A 17,547-nucleotide genomic window follows, 5' to 3' on the forward strand; every position below is an offset into this window, starting at 1 on the left:
CGGAGCAACCGCGCGTGCCGTGGGCGACGGCGTCGGCCGGGGGCGAGGAGGCTGGGGGCCACATGGCGTGGACGACCTTGCGCCGCTCGGCGACCTGCTACGGCAGGGCAGGACGTACGGCCGGTCAGGCGGAGTGCTGCCGGGCGGGCTTGATCGGATCAGGGCCCGTCGGGCCGTGTTTCCTCTAGAGTCGGCCTCATGACGGAGGCACCGGCCCAGGACCGCGGCACGCGGTCCCGTGACGCGATACTCGACACGGCCGCCGAACTGATGTCGCGCCACGGCTACGCCGCCACGTCCATCTCGATGATCTCCGCCGCGTGCGGTCTGCCCGTCAGCTCGATCTACTGGCACTTCGGCAGCAAGGACGGCGTCTACGTCGCGGTGCTGGAACGGGCCAGGACCACGCTGCTGGCGGCTCTGCCCCCTTCCGAAGTGCCGGGCGGTGATGCCGAGCAGCGTCTGGACACCTTTCTCCGGGAGGTCGAGGACGCGTTCCGGCGACATCCGTACGGTGTGAAGCTGCTGTTGGGGCTGGGCATGATGCAGCAGGACGCCAGCGCTGCGGCCGTGGCCGAGGTGCGTCACTACCGGGACGCACTGGTGGCGTGGGCCCGGGATTCGGTGAGCTCCGTCTTCGCGCTGGGCGACCGCCCCGAGGTGGCGGACGAGTTGGCGCGCTTCACGCTGAGGATGGCGAGCGGAACCGCCGTCGCCCGCTGGTTCGAGCCGCGTACGGTCCTGGACACCGTGACGCTGCGTGTGGCGTTGCTGGCGTTGGCGGTCCACCACGGCGTCCCGGTGCGGGGCGTCCCGGGCGAGGACGCCCCGCGGGGCGACGTCACGACCAGGGAATGACGACCCGGTACTTGCCGCCCGGAGACTGCTCGGGTGGTTCGTTGGCACGCTCGACGCTCACCCGGCCGGCACCGTGGGCGGCGAGCAGGGCGACCAACTCTCCGCGCACCCCCATCCACAGCCGGTCCCGATCGGCTCCGGCGGCGGACCGGATCCGCACGCGCACACTGGTGGGTGCCGTCTGGACGATCTGGAACTGTTCGATGTCCGGGACGCTCTCCAGAAGGGTCTCGAAGGCCATGGGCACGATACGGACGGTGCCGCCGTCCCCGCGTGGGAAGGACAGCAGGTCGGCCGCACGGCCGCGGACCCTGATCGCGGGGAGCGGATCCCCGCAGGCGCACGGCTCCGGGCTCAGCAGGACGCTGTCGCCGAGGTCGTAGCGCAGGATCGGCTGCGCCCACCGGCACAGGCTGGTCAGGAGCACGGTGAAGGACTCCTGCCCGGGCGGCGTGGGCCGGTGATCGGCGTCGACGGGCTCCAGGATCAGCCAGTCACTGTGGACGTGGAGCCATCCGAACGGGCAGCCGTAGGCCAGGGCGAGGCTTTCGTTGCAGCCGTAGGTGTCGAACACGTGCGTACCGAAGGCGGAGCGGATCCTGCGGTGGTCGCGGTCGCTGAGGCCCTCGGCCAGGAGTGACACCGCGGCCGGGGCGATACGCAGCCGGCCGGCCAGTTGCTCGCCGGCGAGCAGCGCGATCACGGTGGCGTAGCCGGCCAGCAACGCCGGTCGGTAATGATTGAGTTGATCGACCAGGTCGGGCAGCGGACTGTGCGCCGACAGCAGCAGACTGCCCCTCGTGTGCCGGCGGCCGGCCGCTCGGGAGCGGGCGATGACGGCGTGCGCGGCCAGATGACCGCTGGTGGCCACGATGTGCGCGGCCCGCAGGCGGCGGGCGAGCAGCCGTGCCGTCACCGAAGGGGTGAGGGCACGCCGGGCGGCCCGCAGCGACAGGGCCCTGGCCACCGCCGCCGCGCGGTCGTCGAGGAGGAACAGGCCGCGGTGCCCGGTGGTTCCGGATGTGGTGGTGACCAGGTATCTGCCCAGGAAGCGTTCGCCGACCCGTCGGGGATCGGCGACGAAGGCCCGTACGCGGTCGATGGTCACCTCGGGATCGGTCACCCAGTCGTCGAAGCGGGCCATCAAGCTCTGCTTGTCTGTCACCGGCAGCAGCGCTGGATCCTCGACGCGCTCGGGCAGGGCCCGGTACAGCTCGCGGTAGTACGGGGAGCCGGCGCGGGCGAAGTCGACCATCGCGGCCAGGCGCTCACGCTGCTTGCCGGCCAGGGCGTCCGGGCCCTGGCGCAGCGTCCGCCGCCCGTCCCGGACCAGGGCCGGTGTCGATGTCGATGTCATCGCACGGCTCCTCGGGGAGCGGGGGAGGCCTGCCAGAACGCGCAGTGGTGGTCGACCGCGAACCCGGTGGTGGAACCGACCCGGTCCGGCGCCAGCACCTGGATGCGGTCTCCGTCGACGGTGTGGCGCGGCCAGGGGGGAGTTCCGGGCGCGTTGGGATTGCCGGTGGCGACGAAGCGGGCCCAATAGGAAGTCATCGTGGCGGACAGCCGCCGCTGGGCGGGTGTCAGGGCCGGTACCGCGTCCGTGGGGAAGAGGTAGGCCAGTTCGGAGGCGTGGAAGGCGCCCTGCGGCGTGTGCGGTGCCGGGATGAACGGTGGTGCCTGCTGGTCGGCGAACTCGTAGGCGTAGACGGGCGCGCGGCTGCTGTACAGCCGGCCGTCGGCCCGTGCCGTGCAGGCGAACCGCTGGTCGGTGCCCACGGCGGAGTAGGCCAGGTTCGGGGACGGATACGCCGAGGCGGGGTAGGCGTCGAGCACCGCGGACGCGCGGCTGCCGTGCTGGAGCCTGATGAGCGCGGCGTACATGTCCGGTGTCAGCGGGCCGCCACCGAGCAGGTCGACGTACAGCGCGGTGAAATACCGGTATTCGTCGTGGGTACTGCCGTTCAGCGTCGGGACCGCGTGGACGCGTCCCTCGGCCCATGCCGTGTCGGGCGAGCGGGGGAGAACGCGGGGCCCGGTGTTAGGGGCCCACAACGACGCGGCCCTCGTGCCTGTGGCGCGGATGAGTTCGGTGGTGGGCACCGCGCGCAGGCAGTCCGCCGCGGCGGACGGGTCGCCGCAGCCCACAGAGGCCGCGAAGTCGCTTCCCTTACGCTCGGCCGCGCCGAGCGCCAGCGGTGTCAGACCGCCGGATGAGGCGCAGCTTCCGCTCTGCTGGATCGCCCGGTGGAACAGGCCTTCCGCGGTCGGGGAGGCGATGTGGAGGCAGGTGTCCGCCGACCCGGCCGACTGGCCGCCCAGCGTCACACGGTTCAGGTCGCCGCCGAAGGCTCCGATGTTGCGCCGCACCCAGCGCAGGGCGGCCTGCTGGTCCATCAGGCCGTAGTCGCCGGAGGCGTGGTCCGCGCTCTCGGCGGACAGGGTGGGGTGGGCGAGGAAACCCAGTGCTCCGAGGCGGTAGTTGACGGTCACCACGACCATGCCGCGCGCGGCCATCGCCGAGGCGTCGTAGTCGCTGCCGGCTCCGTAGACGTTGCCTCCGCCGTGCAGCCACACCAGCACCGGAAGGGGGCGGTGGCCGGTGCGGGCGGGTGTCCACACATTGAGGTACAGACAGTCCTCAGTGGTGCTGCCGGTGAGGTTCGACTCCCCCGGCAGCACGGGTCCGCCGTCGGGCAGCAGGGTCAGCGGCAGTTGGGGACACGGACGGGCCGGCACGGTGGCGTCCCGCACGCCGGACCAGCGCATCGCGGGTCGCGGAGGACGCCAGCGCAGTTCACCGGTCGGGGGTGCGGCGAACGGGATCCCGTGGAAGACTCGTCCGCCGTCGCGGACGTACGCGCCTCGCAGCCGGCCCCCGTCGGTGTGCACGATCAGGGGGGTGGCGCCGGCTTCGGCGCGGGCGGCGGCTGGGGCGAGGGACAGTGACAGAAGCAGGGCCGCCGTGGCGGCTGTGGCGCGGGTCAGGGCGTGGCGCAGGCTCTCGGCTCTCATCCATCGCTCCAGTGCCGGTGGAGGGTTCACGGGGTGTGCTCGTAGGCGCCGATGTCGCAGGCGGCGCCCTGGGGGCGGGCGACGCCGCGCTGATCGGTGGCCGGGCAGTTGTCGGCCGCGTCCACGGCGGGACTGCCCGGGAGCAGGGCCGCGGTGTCCGTGGGGCCGCCGTTGTCGGCCAGTGGTCCGAGCCCTGGGGTGCGGCTGGGCAGATCACCCGGAGCCGTCAGTCGGCAGCTGCCGTCGCCGTCGATGTTGTGGCCCAGTGATGTGATGGTGGCGAAGGCCTTCTCGCAGTCGGCGGCCGATCCGCCGACGGTGTTGCCCGCGACGACGGAGTTGTGCAGGGTCATACGTCCCAGCGGCAGATCGACGATGTCGGGGATGGGTGCGGGCAGGCTGTCCAGATAGGCCGGAGCGATGTTGATTCCGCCCCCGCCGTCGCTTGAACGGTTGCGTGTGATGGTCGAGTTGAGGATCTGCACGGTTCCCAGGCCGCGGATGTCGATGCCCCCGCCGTAGCCGCCGAGGCTGCCGGGGCGGTCGCCGGGGTCGGTCACCTGGTTGTCGGCGATCGTCGAGTTCGTCACGGTGCCGCTGTCGTCGAACCTGATGCCGCCGGCCTCTCCGGCGGCGTTCCGGCTGACCGTGCTGTCGACGAGATCCAGGTGGGAGTCCGGCACGTTGAAGACGCCGCCGCCGTAGCCGGCGGAATTCCCGGTCACGGCTACCCGTCGGAGCGTCAGGTGTGCTGCGTTGGCGATGCCGCCCCCACCGGTGTCGGTGAACGGAAGTTCGCGCTGCTTGGCCGTTCCGCCGGTGATCGTCACATCGGATATGCGGGTGTCCGCCCGCAGGCGGAACACCCGGTCCAGGTGGTCGGCGTCGATGACGGTGGACCGCGCGCCGGCGCCCCGGATCGTGGTGGCCGCGTCGACGTTGAGGTCGCCCGTGGTCGGGTCGGGATTGTCGCCGATGATCAGCCGTGGATCGGGCGGGATCGTCAGCCGGTAATGGCCGGGAGGCAGGATGATCGTGCTGCCTGGCCGGGCGTTGACGGCCATGACGGCGGCACGCAGGCTGCACGCGCCGGACACGGTGAGGCACCGGCCGTCCGACGCGTCGGCGTCCACCGCGTCGGTCGTGGTGTTCACCGTGAACTCCGTCGGACCCGATTCCGGGGGAGCGGCGGCACCTGCGGCGGGATGCGCCACTGAGGCGAGGAGGACGGAGGCGAGTGCCGCTGTGACGGCTTGGATCTTCATACGGTGGAACTCCTCTCGGCGAGGTGTCTGGACGTGCCGGGCTCGGCTGTTCGTGAGGACTTCGGGTGGTGCGCGACGAGCGCGGCGTGATGCGCAGTCCGTGACGCGCGATGCGCGGAGGTGCGGGGGAGTGCGGCCGGTGCGGACCGGCAGGCTTGCGTCCCGGGGACCGTTGTGCGGTCTGTAGCGAGCGTTCCATTCAGAGTGATCCGTGTCCACAGACGGAAAGAGAAATGACCGAATGGGAGCGGCGCGGGGGGACATCGAGGCAGAGGGGACGACGGTCGTCTTCCCAGCGGAGGACGTACGGGCCGCGCTCTCCATGGACCTCGTGGCGCTCGTCGCCGTGACCGAACAATCGTGTCCCGGACGCTGATGGTGTCCTGGACAGCCACGGCTACGAACATGGACGGAACCGCTCAAGGAACCGTGTCCTTGCCGATCGCCCCGGAGCGGTTGCTGCTCGCTCTCAACGCGGGCGTGGACGACACGAGGAAGGACGAGTACCAGACGAAGACTGAGGTCTGCGTCGAACCTGATGGACGGGCGCCGGCCGCCTGCCGGGGTCCCCCGGCACGTCCGGCAGGCGGCCCAGCATTGAATCGGGGGGAGTCCTGGCCGAGGTCCAGATGACCTTCGCCCGCGATGTGTTGGGGACCGGGTACGAGGCGCGGGGCACGCCGCAGGAGCCTGTCCTGTGGATGTACCTCGGGGACCCCGACAGCGGGGATCTGTGCGTACTCGAGAAAGTACCCTGACACTCCTCCCCGTCCCGGTACACTCGCGCCGCGTCGACGTCGCGAGGGGGAGTGGCCGATGGCGACTTCGGGGACCGAGGACCCGTCCGGCACCACCACGTTCATCGACTGGGCCGATCCCGCCGACGGGGTCATCTACCTCAGGACCGTCGAGGCATGCCTCAGCGACTTCCGTGTGAAACGACGGCTGGACACGCGGGACGGTGTGACCGCCAACGCGGTACGCGAGGCGATGAAGTCGCCGGCCAACGTCGCCCGGTGTATCGAGCCCTGCAGGACCGCCTACGCCGAGTACCGGCAGGTGGTCGATCGTGCGCACACGGTCAGGGCTCAGCTCTCCCAGGCGACGTCCGACGTGGGTATAGACGTCCGCACGGCCCTCGGCTGGCTCGCCGTCGTCACCGGCGTCGCGTATGTGGTCGCACGGTTCGAGCTCGACAGATCCTTCCTCTACGTCGGTCTCACCTATGCGCCACTCGTGCTGGTGTGGCCGACCCTCCTGTGGTGGATCGACCGCCGGGACCTGTCCCGGCGGAACCTGGAAAACCAGGTGCTCATCATTCGAGAACTGTGCTCGCTCCCGTTCCTGGCCACGAAAGTCCGGATCGCAACAAGGAAATGGGAGCACGACCTTCAGCGCGACGGCACCACCCCCGTGATCCACTGGGTGATCGACGCGCTGCTCGGAGACGACCCACATGCCGTTTTCCTGACGGACAGTTATGAGGGACTGCGGGCATCACGAGATCGCGGGTACGTGGTGCTCAGCCGTGCGGCGGTCCAGCTGAACCGGAAGCTGGCGATCCTCGACGGCGGCACCGTAGCGGTGTGCGGTCCACGTGGCGTGGGCAAGAGCACGCTGCTCGACAGCGCCCTGAAGGGCGGCGACTTCGCGATCCAGGCCCACGTGCCGGCCACGTACACACCGCACGACTTCCTGCTGTCGTTGTGCATCGACGTCTGTGAGCGGTACATCCGGCACGAGAAGTACACCGTGCCGCCTCTGACCAGGCTCTCCGGCTTCGTGCGGACCCTGCGTCGGCTGCGCCTCTCACTCAGAGCACTACGCCGCAGGACCTTCTTCGGCATTCCCGCCGCCGCACTCGTCGTTCTGGGCTCCTACGCCGTGGTCCGCTCCCTGTGGAAGGAGCACAGCCCCACTCTGCGGTCGTGGACCACCACCGCCGGTCAGTGGTGCGACGAACTGGTACGCGAGGTCTGGCGAGGGGACAACCTCGGGCTGGGTCTGCTCCTCACGCTGACCGGGATGTTGATCTGGGTGCTCCGCAGATCCGCCCGCTGGCGCCGTCGGCTGCGCACCATGCCTAGGGCCCTCTGCCTCGCAATGGCCATGACTTTGCTCGCCGTCATACCGCTGACCCTCTTCGCGGACCGTGAGGTCCGGGAACACGCGGCGGCCCTGACCGACGGCTTCCTCGGTCTGGCTCTCCTTCTTCTCCTGTTCGCCATGGCCCTGTGGATCACCGGCCATCTGCAGGAGACGATCCGTGTCAGACGACGGAGCTTCCCCGCCCCGCGCGTGTTCACCCCCGCGGCCCTGGGCTGCCTGGCACTTCTCGTGTGGCTCGTTCGGAGTGACGAACACGCGGTCGCCGTCGTCCTGGACACCCAGAACCAGGCTCGCCTGGTGGGCCTGATCGCCGCGTGGATGCTCCTGCGCGTGGGGCTGTGGCGACCTCGGGCGCCGGAATCACCGCTGGTGACCGAATGCGCCGACCAGCTCTACCGCCTCAGGACCGTGCAGAGCACCTCGGCGGGAGTCACCTCTGGGGTATCCCAACTGGTCAGCCTGGGCACCACACACACGTCGGCGCTCTCCTCGGTGCCCGTGAACTTCCCCGAGCTCGTGGCGACCTTCCGTACACTGCTGGCCAGGATCGCTCAGCAGTTGTCCACGCGGGGCCATCGCACGATCATCACCGTCGACGAACTCGACCGGCTCGGCTCGGCCGAACAGGCACTGGCCTTCCTGAGCGAGATCAAGGCGATCTTCGGTGTACCCCACGTCTTCTACGTCATCTCGGTCGCCGAGGACGTCGGTGCCGCCTTCGTCCGGCGCGGCCTGCCCCACCGAGACTCCACCGACAGTTCCCTGGACGACGTCGTCCACGTGCCACCTTGCACCCTCGAAGAGTCCAAGGAGATCATCGCCAAGCGTGCCCCGGGGCTGGCGCCCGCCGACACCCCGGGTCCGACGCCATACGTCGTGCTCGCCCACGGCCTGTCGGGCGGCCTGCCACGCGATCTGATCCGGTACGGACGCCGCATCGTGGAGATGCACAAGGAAACCAAGTCCGTAGAATTCGCCGACATCTCACGCCGGCTCATCCTGGAGGAGGTGTCCGAGACACTCGCCGGCTTCCGCACACTGCTCGGCGGACATCAGTGGACGTCCGCCAACGCCACGGTCCTCAGCCAGTACCGCGACCTCATGGACCAGTTGCGCTCGGACTGCGAGTGCCGCGCCGACACGGTCCGACAGGCATTGGAGGCGTTCGCCGCCGCGTCGGCAACGGCTGGGTCCGCTCCCGCGGATCTGCCGGAGCAGGCTGCCCCGCTCATCGATGAGGCGTCCGCGTACGCGTACTTCGGGCTGACGTTCCTCCAGATCTTCACTGCCCCGTCCTTCGATCAGCGCCGCAAGGACGCCGCCGCGCGGGCGCCGGAAGGCCATGCCCGTTTCCTCGCCGAGAGCCGCCTGGAACTCGGTGTCTCGCCGCACAGTGCCCGCTCACTCATCGACGACGTGCGCCGCGCATGGGGCCTCACCCCGGCCACGCCCTCGACGCTCTCTCCCGCGCCGTCCCGCCCACTGCCTCCGCCACGATTCCAGCCGTGCCCCCTGCACCCTTGAACTGACGGGGACAGCAGCGGTCCGAAGGCCGGCCCACGCGATGCCGGACACTGTCCAAGGCGTGTCCCGTAGTTGCCCGGAGGTGCGGCGTACGAGGATTTCATGTGGCGAGTCTGCGGTGGCATATGAGGGTCGCAGCGATGGCGGTGAAGACGAGGAAGACGACGAAGACGAGGAACTGTTCCGGCTTGGCTCGTAGCGACGGTGAAGGCATAGGAACCCGGACAGCCAGGACACCGTCCGCTCAACGGCCCAGGGAGGTCAGACAAAGCGTCAGGATGACTCGATGCCCTTTCGGGCGAGGCGGTACCGAATGCCACGGGAAGCGAGCCATCGCCGCAGGTGGCGATAGCCATAACCCGTTCATGCCAGCCGCCTTCGGTTCCGCGCGTCCTCGCGTCCTCGCGTCCTCGCGTCCGCGCGTCCTCGCGTCCTCGCGTCCGCGCGTCCGCGCGTCCTCGCTGTCGAGGTGCGCCAGAAGTCAATGATCAAGCACCGCCCAGGTGGCAAGCTCACTCCATGATCTCAATCCCTCAGCCCGAGCCGGCACGCGCAGCCATAACCGTGAATGGGCGCCGCCTGTCCTACCTCGACTTCGGCGGCCCGGGGCGTCCTCTCCTTGCATTGCACGGCCACTTCAACGAGGGCCGCACCTTCACCAAGTTGGCACAGGCATTGGTTCACGACTGGCGAGTCGTGGCCCCGGACCAGCGCGGACACGGTTTCTCCGATCGGGCATCCGACTTCTCCAGGGAAGGCTACGTAAACGATGCTGCCGCGCTCGTCACTCACCTCGGTTTGACTCAAGTGGTCGTGCTCGGCCACTCCCTCGGCGGAGTCAACGCCTACCAGCTCGCCGCCCGCTACCCCCACCTGGTCAGCGCGCTAATCATCGAAGACATCGGCGCCGAAATCGATGACGACCTTTCCTTCTGTCTGGCCTGGCCACACCGGGCTCCCAGCCGCACGGCGCTGGTCGAACAACTCGGTCATTCGGCCCGCTACTTGACCGACGCCATCCGTGAGTACCCCGATGGCTGGGGACTGGCGTTCCGCCCGCAGGACATGGTCGCCTCGGTCGGCCAAGTAAACGGCAACCACTGGGAGGACTGGCTCTCCACCGACTGCCACGCCCTGCTTATTCACGGAACCCAAAGCGACACGCTCACCGCAGAGCACGCCAAGGCGATGGCAGCCCGGCGCCCCAACACCCGGCTCGCCGAACTCGCGACTGGGCACACAGTCCACGAGACCGATCCGACGGGGTTCGCGACAACGGTGCGGGCCTTCCTCGATTCGTTGAGTTGAGACGCGAAGCCGAATGACCGGTGGTCATGCCTGTCTTGGTGGCCAGTTTCTCCAGGACACCCTGGCCAGGCACCAGGCACCAGGCACCAGGCACCAGGCACCCGGCACCGGGCGTTCGGCGGTGCAGTGCGTGCCGAGGGAACAGGGCGAGCGCGGCTGCGGCCGCACGCGACCATCCGCTCGGTTGCCTGACTGCCATCGGCAGAACGATCGATTTGAGGGCTCATGATGCCCCAGTCCAGCCACACTTCGGGCAGGAGAGCCGGATCCCGGGGGAAGCTGATGCGCCCCGATCGAGGGGCCAACCTCAGCCCAAAGTCAGTCAGTCGGCGTTGCCACACCTATCCGGCAGCCTTCATTGCCGGGGCCGCCGACACCCTGCTGGAGCCGGTGAGGAGGACACCGTTCTTTCCCCCACTCCGTTGTCACCGGGTACCGACGGTGCCGGCCACCCCCCTCGACCGCCTGAGAAACACACACCGGGGCCCGCTCGTCCGAGCGGGCCCCGGCTGTGGTCAGCGAGGCATGGAAGCGCGCCGTTCCTTCAACTGCGGTGGCCGTCACGCCGTTCGACACCGACACCGACATCGGGATCAGGATCGGTGTCAGGTTCGGCTTCGACGGGGCGGAAGCACGCCGTCACCGTCTTGCCCTGCCGCTGGCACCTGATTCCCCACTCATCGGCAAGCTTCCGCACGATGGCCACTCCGCGGCCGGAAACTTCCCCCGGCTCTGGTTCGCGCTGGCGCGGCAGTGCCGGGTCCTCGTCGTGGACACTCACATGGAGGCAGTCGCCGTCCCATGTGAGGACCAAATGCGCGTCGCTGTGGGCGTGGATGTGCGCATTGGTGATCAGCTCGGACACCGCCAACACGATCGCATCCACCGTGTGCGGCTCGGAGGCGGCCCAGGGCAGGGTCCCCAGACGTCTGCGTGTCCACTCCCGCCCCGCGCGTACTCCTTTGGACATAGGGAACGAGTGCGCCCACCCCATCGCCTTCACTGCCACTGCCCCGAGTTCCTCTCCTTTGTCCATCCTGCGTGCAGGCACCGGGTACCCGGCATCGGACTGGACAGGCACGAGGGCGTCCTGGTGGCATGACGGCACGCGCATACGGTTCGCTTCCGAGCCGCGAGTGCTTCAGGGGCGGCGGCCAGAGCCTTGCCTCGGCTCTGCCAGTCGTTGCGGACCACGCACTGGATCTTGAGACCACGAGCAGCCCATGGCAGGCTCATGCCGCGTGATCGATGAATTCGCGAAGGCCAACCTGCACGGCAGACTGCGGCGGGACCGAGAGGCGCTGCTCTGGAAACTCGACGGCCTGTCCGAATACGACGCCCGCCGACCTCTGACAGCGACCGGGACCAACCTCCTCGGCCTGGTCAAACACGTGGCCACCGTCGAGGCCAGGTACTTCGGCGAGGTCTTCGACCGCCCTTCCCCGGAACCGCTGCCCCGGTGGCAGGACCACGACGGCAGCGATCTGTGGGCGACCGAGGACGAGACCCGCGATCAGATCATCGGGTTCTACCGGCGCACGTGGGGACACTCGGACGCGACGATCAACGAACTTCCCCTCGACGCCCCCGGCCACGTGCCGTGGTGGCCGGAGCCCTGTCCCAACACGAACCTGTTCGCCGTCATGGTCCATGTCCTCGGCGAGTCCATCCGGCATGCCGGGCATGCCGATATCCTGCGCGAGGGCCTCGACGGCCGGACCGGGGTGCGCGTCGAACACGAGAAGCAGATCGACGAGGAAGCCCGTGCAGCCTACTGCGCGAAGATCGAGCAGGCCGCCAGGTCGGCGGCGCCAACCAAGGCGTAGATGCGGCGCCAACCAAGGCATAGATGTTGTCTCACGTGAGTGATGTTCGTGCGGCACGATGCCGGTCGTGGGTGCTGATCTGTCCAAGCGTCTGGTTTCAGATCAACCCTGGGAGTCGGCCGCCCCGTTGCTGCCGTCGTTCGCTGTCCGCAAGGTTGTGAGGCTGCTGCGTGGCGAGGGGGCCGTCGAAGTCGTAGTTGGCCGGCGAAGCCGGCCGCCTCCGGATGCAGCGGCACCGCCTCCCGAGGAGCGACATGTCGGCGCACGACGGCCTCGGTCCGGTCGTAGACGATCGACATCGGCACCCCGCCGAAATGGGCGTACGCACGGCGGTGGCAGTCGAAGGAGGTCATGCAGGTCCTACCTGCCCGCTGAACATGACCGGATAGACGCAGGCGGCCCCCAGTACACCGGCGATGAGGGCGTCACGTAGAGGGCAGGCAGGGTGGACGGCTCCACCGACGTGGTCGGCCCGGAACGGGGTGGGCCGGGGCGCGAGTGCGGCGTACGGAACATGGGCAGCCGGAGCCGTGACAACGCGGTGGCAGGGGGCAACGGACTTTGCCGGCCGGCGACACGGCGGTCGGCCGGATCCGACTCAAGGGAAAGGCGCCCGAGAGCGTCCGGCCTGCGCCGACGCGCGGCTCGTGAACGAGTTTCTTCGCCGTGTGACTCCCTGGCATCGGTGGAAACAAGCAATCACTCACGGTGCCATGGCCGTCGTCTCGCTGTCTTTGACGACTCCTTCGCGGGCGTGCTCGGCGGCCTGAGCGCCGTCGTGTCTCCGCTCGACTCCGGTGGCGTGCCGGTGATGCTGCGGCTGCGTCCGCGGAACTCCGCGATCACTTCGTCGCCGCGCCGGACGCTCACGTCGTAGATGCCGCTGCGGCCGAACAAGGTGCGCTCCTCGGCGGTCGCCACGAGCACGTCGCCCTCGTACGCAGGGGCGACGAAAGTGATGTCGGCGCCCGCCGCGACGGTCACGGGACCGTGGCTGTTGCAGGCGCAGGCGAAGGCGGTGTCGGCGAGCAGGAACACATGGCCGCCGTGGGCGATGCCGTGTCCGTTCACCATCGTCGGGGTCACCGCCATGCGGAGCACGGCGGTCCCCGGGCCGTGGTCGAGCAGCTCGATGCCCAGCCCTCGGGACGCCTCGTCCGCGGCGAACATCGCCTCGGTAGGGCTGAGCTGGGCGTTCTTTATCGCGATTTCTGCCACCTTGTCTCCCGACCGAACATTCGGTTAGCGTGCGACTCGGCTTAGTAACCCAGTCAGACCAATGCCTGTCAAGAGGTGGACCACATGCCGCACAAGTGGCCGAACGGCCCTGATTTCTTCGCATGCCGTCGCATGCTGCTGGAACAGGCGGTCGCAGCCACCACGAGCCGGGACGACTGGACGCCGCATCCGCCGACCGACGACTGGACGCCGCCTCCATCGACCGACGACTACCGCGGACCGCTGGGCGACCTGGCCTTCTGGCGGTTCCTCTACAGCCCTGGCAGTGAGTGGTTCGGGCCCGGCTCCTTCGCCATCGGGACCGGTTCCACCGAGCACAGCCTCTCGGTTTCCGGGTCGGCGCCCCCCCTGTGCCGGCGTCACCCCGTCCGATCCCGCCTTCGTCACCGGCCGCTTCGCGACGCTGCAGTCGTGCCGGCCCGTCCCCTTCGAGGAGTCCGCCCATGCCTGACGACGTCTTCCTGATCGACGGCGCGCGCACCCCGCAGGGCCGATACGGCGGCGTGCTGGCCTCCGTGCGTCCCGACGACCTGGCCGCCCTTGTGGTGGGTGAGGCCGTCCGCCGCGCGGGGATCCCGTCCGAGGCCGTGGACGAGGTGGTCCTGGGGGCCGCCAACCAGGCGGGTGAGGACAACCGGGACGTGGCGCGCATGGCCGTTCTGCTGGCGGGGCTGCCGCACACCGTCCCCGGCTACACGGTCAACCGGCTCTGCGCCTCCGGGCTGACCGCGGTCGCGAGCGCTGCCCAGGCGATCCGTTCCGGGGAGGCGGACCTGGTGGTCGCGGGCGGGGTGGAGTCCATGACCCGCGCCCCCTGGGTGATGGCCAAGCCCGGCACCCCATGGGCCAAGCCGGGGGAGCTGCACGACACCTCACTGGGCTGGCGCTTCACCAACCCGCGCTTCGCCGCCGCCGACCGGGTCGTGCCCGCGGGGGCCGGTCCCGAGACGGTCAAGGTGACCCTCGCGATGGGGGAGACGGCCGAGGAGGTCGCGGCCCTGGACGGCATCACCCGCGCCGAGTCCGACGCGTTCGCGTTGCGCAGTCATCAGCGGGCCGTGGCGGCACAGGAGGCGGGGCGCTTCGACCGCGAGATCGTGCCGGTCCCGGTGAAGGACGGCGAGGTCACCCGCGACGAGGGGCCGCGCCCCGGTACGACGCTGGAGAAGCTCGGCGCTCTGCGAACCATCTTCCGCGAGGACGGCATCGTCACCGCCGGTTCCTCCTCGCCGCTGTCCGACGGCGCCGCCGCGCTGGTCGTCGCGAGCGCCGAGGCGGTGGAGCGGTACGGGCTCACCCCGCGGGCGCGGATCGTCACCTCCGCCTCGGCCGGCGTCCAGCCCAACATCATGGGCCTCGGCCCGGTGCCCGCCACACAGAAGGCCCTGGCCCGCGCCGGATGGCAGGCCGGCGACCTGGACGCGGTCGAGCTGAACGAGGCGTTCGCCGCCCAGGCGCTGGCCGTCATGCGCCGTCTCGAGCTCGACGAGGAGCGGGTCAACGCCGACGGCGGCGCCATCGCGCTCGGCCATCCCCTCGGCTGCTCCGGTGCGCGCATCCTGCTGACGCTGCTCGGCCGGCTGGAGCGCGAGGACGCCCGCCGGGGCCTGGCGACGCTGTGCGTGGGAGTCGGCCAGGGCGTCGCCATGCTCGTGGAGCGGGTGTGAGCACCGCCTACGAGACGCTGCTCGTCGAGGAGCGACAAGACCGGGTCGTCGTCACCCTGCACCGGCCCGAAGCCCGCAACGCCATAAGCGGCCGCATGATCGCCGAACTGCACGAGGTGTGCGGGCTGCTGGAAGCCGATCCGAAGCTGCTGCTGCTCACCGGCCACGGCCGGGTCTTCGCGGGCGGTGCCGACATCGCCGAACTGCTGCGGCGTGGCCGCGACGAAGCCCTCCAGGGCATCAACAGCCGTCTGTTCGAGCGGGTGCGCAGGCTCCCCATGCCCACGCTCGCCGCCGTCGACGGCTGGGCGCTGGGCGGCGGCGCCGAACTGTCGTACGCCTGCGATCTCCGTATCGCCGGACCGGACGCGGTGTTCGGCAACCCCGAGCCGGGGCTCGGCATTCTCGCCGCGGCCGGGGCCTGTTGGCGGCTGCCCGAGCTGGTCGGCGAGTCGATCGCCAAGCAGGTGCTGCTCGCCGGGCGGAACCTCGACGCGGCCGCGGCACTGGCGGCCGGGCTGGTCATCGACGTCGTACCGGCCGAGAAGCTGCTGGACGAGGCGCACGCCCTGCTCGACCGCATGGCCCGATCCTCCGCCACCGCCCTGCGGTTGACGAAGCTCGTCGTCGACGCACCCGGCGCCCACCCGGTCGCGGACGACCTGGCCCAGGCCGTGCTGTTCGAGGGGCAGGACAAGAAGGACCGCATGACACGCTTTCTGGAGAAGAGGAGCCGGGCATGACCCCAGCACCCGCAGTCGTCGGGGTGATCGGCGGCGGCCGTATGGGCGCCGGTATCGCACAGTCCTTCGCGGCGGTCGGCTCGGCCGTGACCGTCGTGGAGAGCGACGAGCAGGCCGCGGCCGCGGCCCTGGACCGCGTCGCCGCCGGGCTGAAGAGAGCAGCCGAACGCGGCGCACTCGCCGAGCCCGCGGAGGACGTGCTGGCCCGGGTGACGACGGTTCCGTCCGTCGACGCGCTGCCCCCGCACGCCGACCTGGTCGTCGAGGCCGTCCCCGAGGACGCCGCGCTCAAGGCCCGGCTCCTCGCAGCCGCCGAGCAGGCGGTGAGCCCCGGCACGGTACTGGCCAGCAACACCAGTTCCCTGTCGGTCACCGATCTCGCCGCCGCCCTCACCCGGCCCGACCGCTTCCTGGGCATGCACTTCTTCAACCCCGTGCCCGCCTCCGAACTGGTCGAGATCGTCGTCGCACCCGGCACCGGGGCCGACACCGTCGAGACGGCCCTCGGCTGGACCCGCTGCCTCGACAAGAAGGACGTCGTCGTCAAGGACTCGCCCGGCTTCGCCAGCAGCCGCCTCGGCCTGGCCCTGGGCCTGGAGGCGATCCGCATGGCCGAGGAGGGCGTCGCGGAACCGGACGCCATCGACGACGCCATGCGGCTCGGCTACAAGCACCCCATGGGGCCGCTGCGCCTGACCGACCTGGTCGGACTCGACGTACGCCTCGCCATCGCCGAGCACCTGCACGCCACGCTCGGCGAACGCTTCATGCCGCCCCGGCTGCTCCGGGAGAAGGTCGCCCGCGGCGAACTCGGCCGCAAGACCGGGAAGGGGTTCTACACATGGGAATGAGCGCTACCAGCCGTCCTCCGGCCGACGAGACGCGGCACGGCGTCGGCTACACCCTGGACGGCGGCGTTGCCGTCATCGAACTCCGAAGGCCCTCCGCGGGAAACGCCCTGGACGTGTCGTTGCGCGCCGGACTGATCGCCGCCGTCCGCCGGGTGCGCGACGACGGCGACCTCGTCCGGGCGGTGCTGATCACCGCCGAGGGCCGGCACTTCTGCGTCGGCCAGGACCTCAAGGAGCACGCGCGAGCCCTGGAGAGCGCACCCGCCGCCGCCTTTGCCATCGTGCGGGACGAGTACAACCCCCTCGTCGAGGAACTGCACGCGCTGCCACAGCCTGTGGTTGCCGCCGTCGAGGGAGCCTGCGTAGGCGCGGGACTGGGCCTCGCGCTCTGTGCCGACTTGCGGGTCGCGGGAGCCGGTGCCCGCTTCTCGACGGCGTTCACCGGGATCGGCCTTGCTGCCGACAGCGGTCTGAGCGGAGCTCTGGCACAGGCGGTCGGTCCGTCGCGAGCCGCCGCCCTGATGCTGCTCGGCGACCGCTTCGACGCCGAGGCGGCGCAGCAGTGGGGCCTCGTCCACAGCGTCGTGCCGGACGGTCGTGCCGCTGCGGAGGGCCTGGCCCTCGCCAGGCGCCTCGCCGCCGGTCCCACCGCCGCGTACGCCGAGGTCAAGGCACTGCTCCGGGCCGAGGGAGCGCCCCTGCGCGTGCTACTGGAGCGGGAGGCGGCGGCCCAGGAGCGGCTGGGTACGACCGAGGACCACCGAACTGCCGTGCGGGCCTTCCTCGAAGGCCGACAGCCGTCCTTCAGCGGACGCTGACCCGACTGCGGCACTTGCCGAAACACGAACAATTCAGCCATGATGCCAACCGAACGAACGGTCGGTAGGGAAGGTGGGGTAGATGGCCGCGATACAGGCCGACGGGTCGGCGGGCCGCGCGGAGCCGGAGCTGGAGGAGTATTTCGAGGCGACGATCGCGCGGGACCAGCGGATCGAGCCGCGGGACTGGATGCCGGAGGGCTACCGCAGGACGCTGGTGCGGCAGATTGCGCAGCACGCGCACTCGGAGATCATCGGCATGCAGCCGGAGGGCGAGTGGATCACGCGGGCGCCGTCCCTGCGCCGCAAGGCGATCCTGTTCGC

General features: G+C 70.1%; 15 protein-coding genes and 1 pseudogene. 10 read left to right on the forward strand and 6 right to left on the reverse strand.

Features of this window, described 5'->3' with window-relative positions:
* Nucleotides 1–198 precede the first annotated feature (198 nt).
* Complete coding sequence (locus ACZ43N_RS39765) at nucleotides 199–858, forward strand: TetR/AcrR family transcriptional regulator (protein ID WP_468104336.1); 660 nt, start codon at nucleotides 199–201, stop codon at nucleotides 856–858.
* On the opposite strand, the gene ACZ43N_RS39770 is transcribed toward ACZ43N_RS39765, so the two are convergent.
* From ACZ43N_RS39770 to ACZ43N_RS39780, 3 genes are read right to left on the reverse strand one after another with little or no spacing between them, the layout of a single operon-like run.
* Nucleotides 842–2,215 carry a phenylacetate--CoA ligase family protein gene (locus tag ACZ43N_RS39770; RefSeq protein WP_468104338.1) on the reverse strand — a complete coding sequence of 458 codons (1,374 nt, stop codon included), beginning with the start codon at nucleotides 2,213–2,215 and terminating at the stop codon, nucleotides 842–844. The genes ACZ43N_RS39765 and ACZ43N_RS39770 overlap by 17 nt on opposite strands.
* Nucleotides 2,212–3,873 (reverse strand): carboxylesterase/lipase family protein, encoded by a 1,662-nt coding sequence (locus ACZ43N_RS39775; protein WP_468104339.1) that lies wholly within the window; start codon nucleotides 3,871–3,873, stop codon nucleotides 2,212–2,214. The genes ACZ43N_RS39770 and ACZ43N_RS39775 overlap by 4 nt, the downstream gene beginning before the upstream one ends.
* Before the next feature lie 26 nt (nucleotides 3,874–3,899).
* On the reverse strand, nucleotides 3,900–5,138 hold the full coding sequence (locus tag ACZ43N_RS39780) for a choice-of-anchor Q domain-containing protein (RefSeq protein WP_468104341.1): 1,239 nt from the start codon (nucleotides 5,136–5,138) through the stop codon (nucleotides 3,900–3,902).
* 241 nt (nucleotides 5,139–5,379) lie between these two features.
* Here ACZ43N_RS39780 and ACZ43N_RS39785 point away from each other — a divergent pair, with 241 nt between their 5' ends.
* Both ACZ43N_RS39785 and ACZ43N_RS39790 read left to right on the forward strand, forming a co-directional pair.
* On the forward strand, nucleotides 5,380–5,514 hold the full coding sequence (locus ACZ43N_RS39785; protein WP_468104343.1) for a hypothetical protein: 135 nt from the start codon (nucleotides 5,380–5,382) through the stop codon (nucleotides 5,512–5,514).
* 440 nt (nucleotides 5,515–5,954) lie between these two features.
* Nucleotides 5,955–8,771, forward strand: coding sequence for a P-loop NTPase fold protein (locus tag ACZ43N_RS39790; RefSeq protein WP_468104345.1), 2,817 nt, complete (start codon nucleotides 5,955–5,957; stop codon nucleotides 8,769–8,771).
* Nucleotides 8,772–8,871: 100 nt separating this feature from the next.
* Here the strand turns inward: ACZ43N_RS39790 and ACZ43N_RS39795 are convergent.
* Nucleotides 8,872–9,131: pseudogene (locus ACZ43N_RS39795) on the reverse strand (IS5/IS1182 family transposase); the annotation flags it as partial.
* 159 nt (nucleotides 9,132–9,290) lie between these two features.
* On the opposite strand from ACZ43N_RS39795, the gene ACZ43N_RS39800 reads away from it, so the two are divergent.
* Nucleotides 9,291–10,079, forward strand: a complete 789-nt coding sequence (locus ACZ43N_RS39800; RefSeq protein WP_468104347.1) for an alpha/beta fold hydrolase — start codon at nucleotides 9,291–9,293, stop codon at nucleotides 10,077–10,079.
* 544 nt (nucleotides 10,080–10,623) lie between these two features.
* Here the strand turns inward: ACZ43N_RS39800 and ACZ43N_RS39805 are convergent.
* Nucleotides 10,624–11,088, reverse strand: coding sequence for an ATP-binding protein (locus ACZ43N_RS39805; protein WP_468104349.1), 465 nt, complete (start codon nucleotides 11,086–11,088; stop codon nucleotides 10,624–10,626).
* 232 nt (nucleotides 11,089–11,320) lie between these two features.
* On the opposite strand from ACZ43N_RS39805, the gene ACZ43N_RS39810 reads away from it, so the two are divergent.
* Entirely contained in the window at nucleotides 11,321–11,905 is a 585-nt protein-coding gene (locus ACZ43N_RS39810) for a DinB family protein (RefSeq protein ID WP_468104351.1), read from the forward strand.
* A gap of 699 nt (nucleotides 11,906–12,604) precedes the next feature.
* On the opposite strand, the gene paaI is transcribed toward ACZ43N_RS39810, so the two are convergent.
* Nucleotides 12,605–13,075 (reverse strand): hydroxyphenylacetyl-CoA thioesterase PaaI, encoded by a 471-nt coding sequence (paaI, locus tag ACZ43N_RS39815; RefSeq protein ID WP_468104367.1) that lies wholly within the window; start codon nucleotides 13,073–13,075, stop codon nucleotides 12,605–12,607.
* Between the two features lie 512 nt (nucleotides 13,076–13,587).
* On the opposite strand from paaI, the gene ACZ43N_RS39820 reads away from it, so the two are divergent.
* From ACZ43N_RS39820 to ACZ43N_RS39840, 5 genes are all read left to right on the forward strand, one after another.
* Complete coding sequence (locus ACZ43N_RS39820) at nucleotides 13,588–14,811, forward strand: thiolase family protein (RefSeq protein WP_468104353.1); 1,224 nt, start codon at nucleotides 13,588–13,590, stop codon at nucleotides 14,809–14,811.
* Nucleotides 14,808–15,554 carry an enoyl-CoA hydratase/isomerase family protein gene (locus ACZ43N_RS39825; protein WP_468104355.1) on the forward strand — a complete coding sequence of 249 codons (747 nt, stop codon included), beginning with the start codon at nucleotides 14,808–14,810 and terminating at the stop codon, nucleotides 15,552–15,554. Before ACZ43N_RS39820 ends, ACZ43N_RS39825 begins: the two co-directional genes overlap by 4 nt.
* Entirely contained in the window at nucleotides 15,551–16,405 is an 855-nt protein-coding gene (locus tag ACZ43N_RS39830) for a 3-hydroxyacyl-CoA dehydrogenase family protein (protein WP_468104357.1), read from the forward strand. Before ACZ43N_RS39825 ends, ACZ43N_RS39830 begins: the two co-directional genes overlap by 4 nt.
* Nucleotides 16,396–17,223 (forward strand): enoyl-CoA hydratase/isomerase family protein, encoded by an 828-nt coding sequence (locus tag ACZ43N_RS39835; protein WP_468104359.1) that lies wholly within the window; start codon nucleotides 16,396–16,398, stop codon nucleotides 17,221–17,223. Before ACZ43N_RS39830 ends, ACZ43N_RS39835 begins: the two co-directional genes overlap by 10 nt.
* 82 nt (nucleotides 17,224–17,305) lie before the next feature.
* On the forward strand, nucleotides 17,306–17,547 hold a 242-nt coding region (locus ACZ43N_RS39840), incomplete at its 3' end, for a Phenylacetic acid catabolic protein (RefSeq protein ID WP_468104361.1).

The sequence above is a fragment of the Streptomyces sp. NPDC030814 genome (assembly GCF_055572155.1).

Excerpts from the sequence above, each read along its gene's own strand:
- ACZ43N_RS39790 (WP_468104345.1), top strand. The coding sequence starts at position 5,955 with ATGGCGACTTCGGGGACCGAGGACCCGTCCGGCACCACCACGTTCATC.
- ACZ43N_RS39835 (WP_468104359.1), top strand. The coding sequence starts at position 16,396 with ATGGGAATGAGCGCTACCAGCCGTCCTCCGGCCGACGAGACGCGGCAC.
- ACZ43N_RS39820 (WP_468104353.1), top strand. The coding sequence starts at position 13,588 with ATGCCTGACGACGTCTTCCTGATCGACGGCGCGCGCACCCCGCAGGGC.
- ACZ43N_RS39785 (WP_468104343.1), top strand. The coding sequence starts at position 5,380 with ATGGGAGCGGCGCGGGGGGACATCGAGGCAGAGGGGACGACGGTCGTC.
- ACZ43N_RS39765 (WP_468104336.1), top strand. The coding sequence starts at position 199 with ATGACGGAGGCACCGGCCCAGGACCGCGGCACGCGGTCCCGTGACGCG.
- ACZ43N_RS39770 (WP_468104338.1), bottom strand. The coding sequence starts at position 2,215 with ATGACATCGACATCGACACCGGCCCTGGTCCGGGACGGGCGGCGGACG.
- ACZ43N_RS39800 (WP_468104347.1), top strand. The coding sequence starts at position 9,291 with ATGATCTCAATCCCTCAGCCCGAGCCGGCACGCGCAGCCATAACCGTG.
- paaI (WP_468104367.1), bottom strand. The coding sequence starts at position 13,075 with ATGTTCGCCGCGGACGAGGCGTCCCGAGGGCTGGGCATCGAGCTGCTC.
- ACZ43N_RS39830 (WP_468104357.1), top strand. The coding sequence starts at position 15,551 with ATGACCCCAGCACCCGCAGTCGTCGGGGTGATCGGCGGCGGCCGTATG.
- ACZ43N_RS39780 (WP_468104341.1), bottom strand. The coding sequence starts at position 5,138 with ATGAAGATCCAAGCCGTCACAGCGGCACTCGCCTCCGTCCTCCTCGCC.
- ACZ43N_RS39775 (WP_468104339.1), bottom strand. The coding sequence starts at position 3,873 with ATGAGAGCCGAGAGCCTGCGCCACGCCCTGACCCGCGCCACAGCCGCC.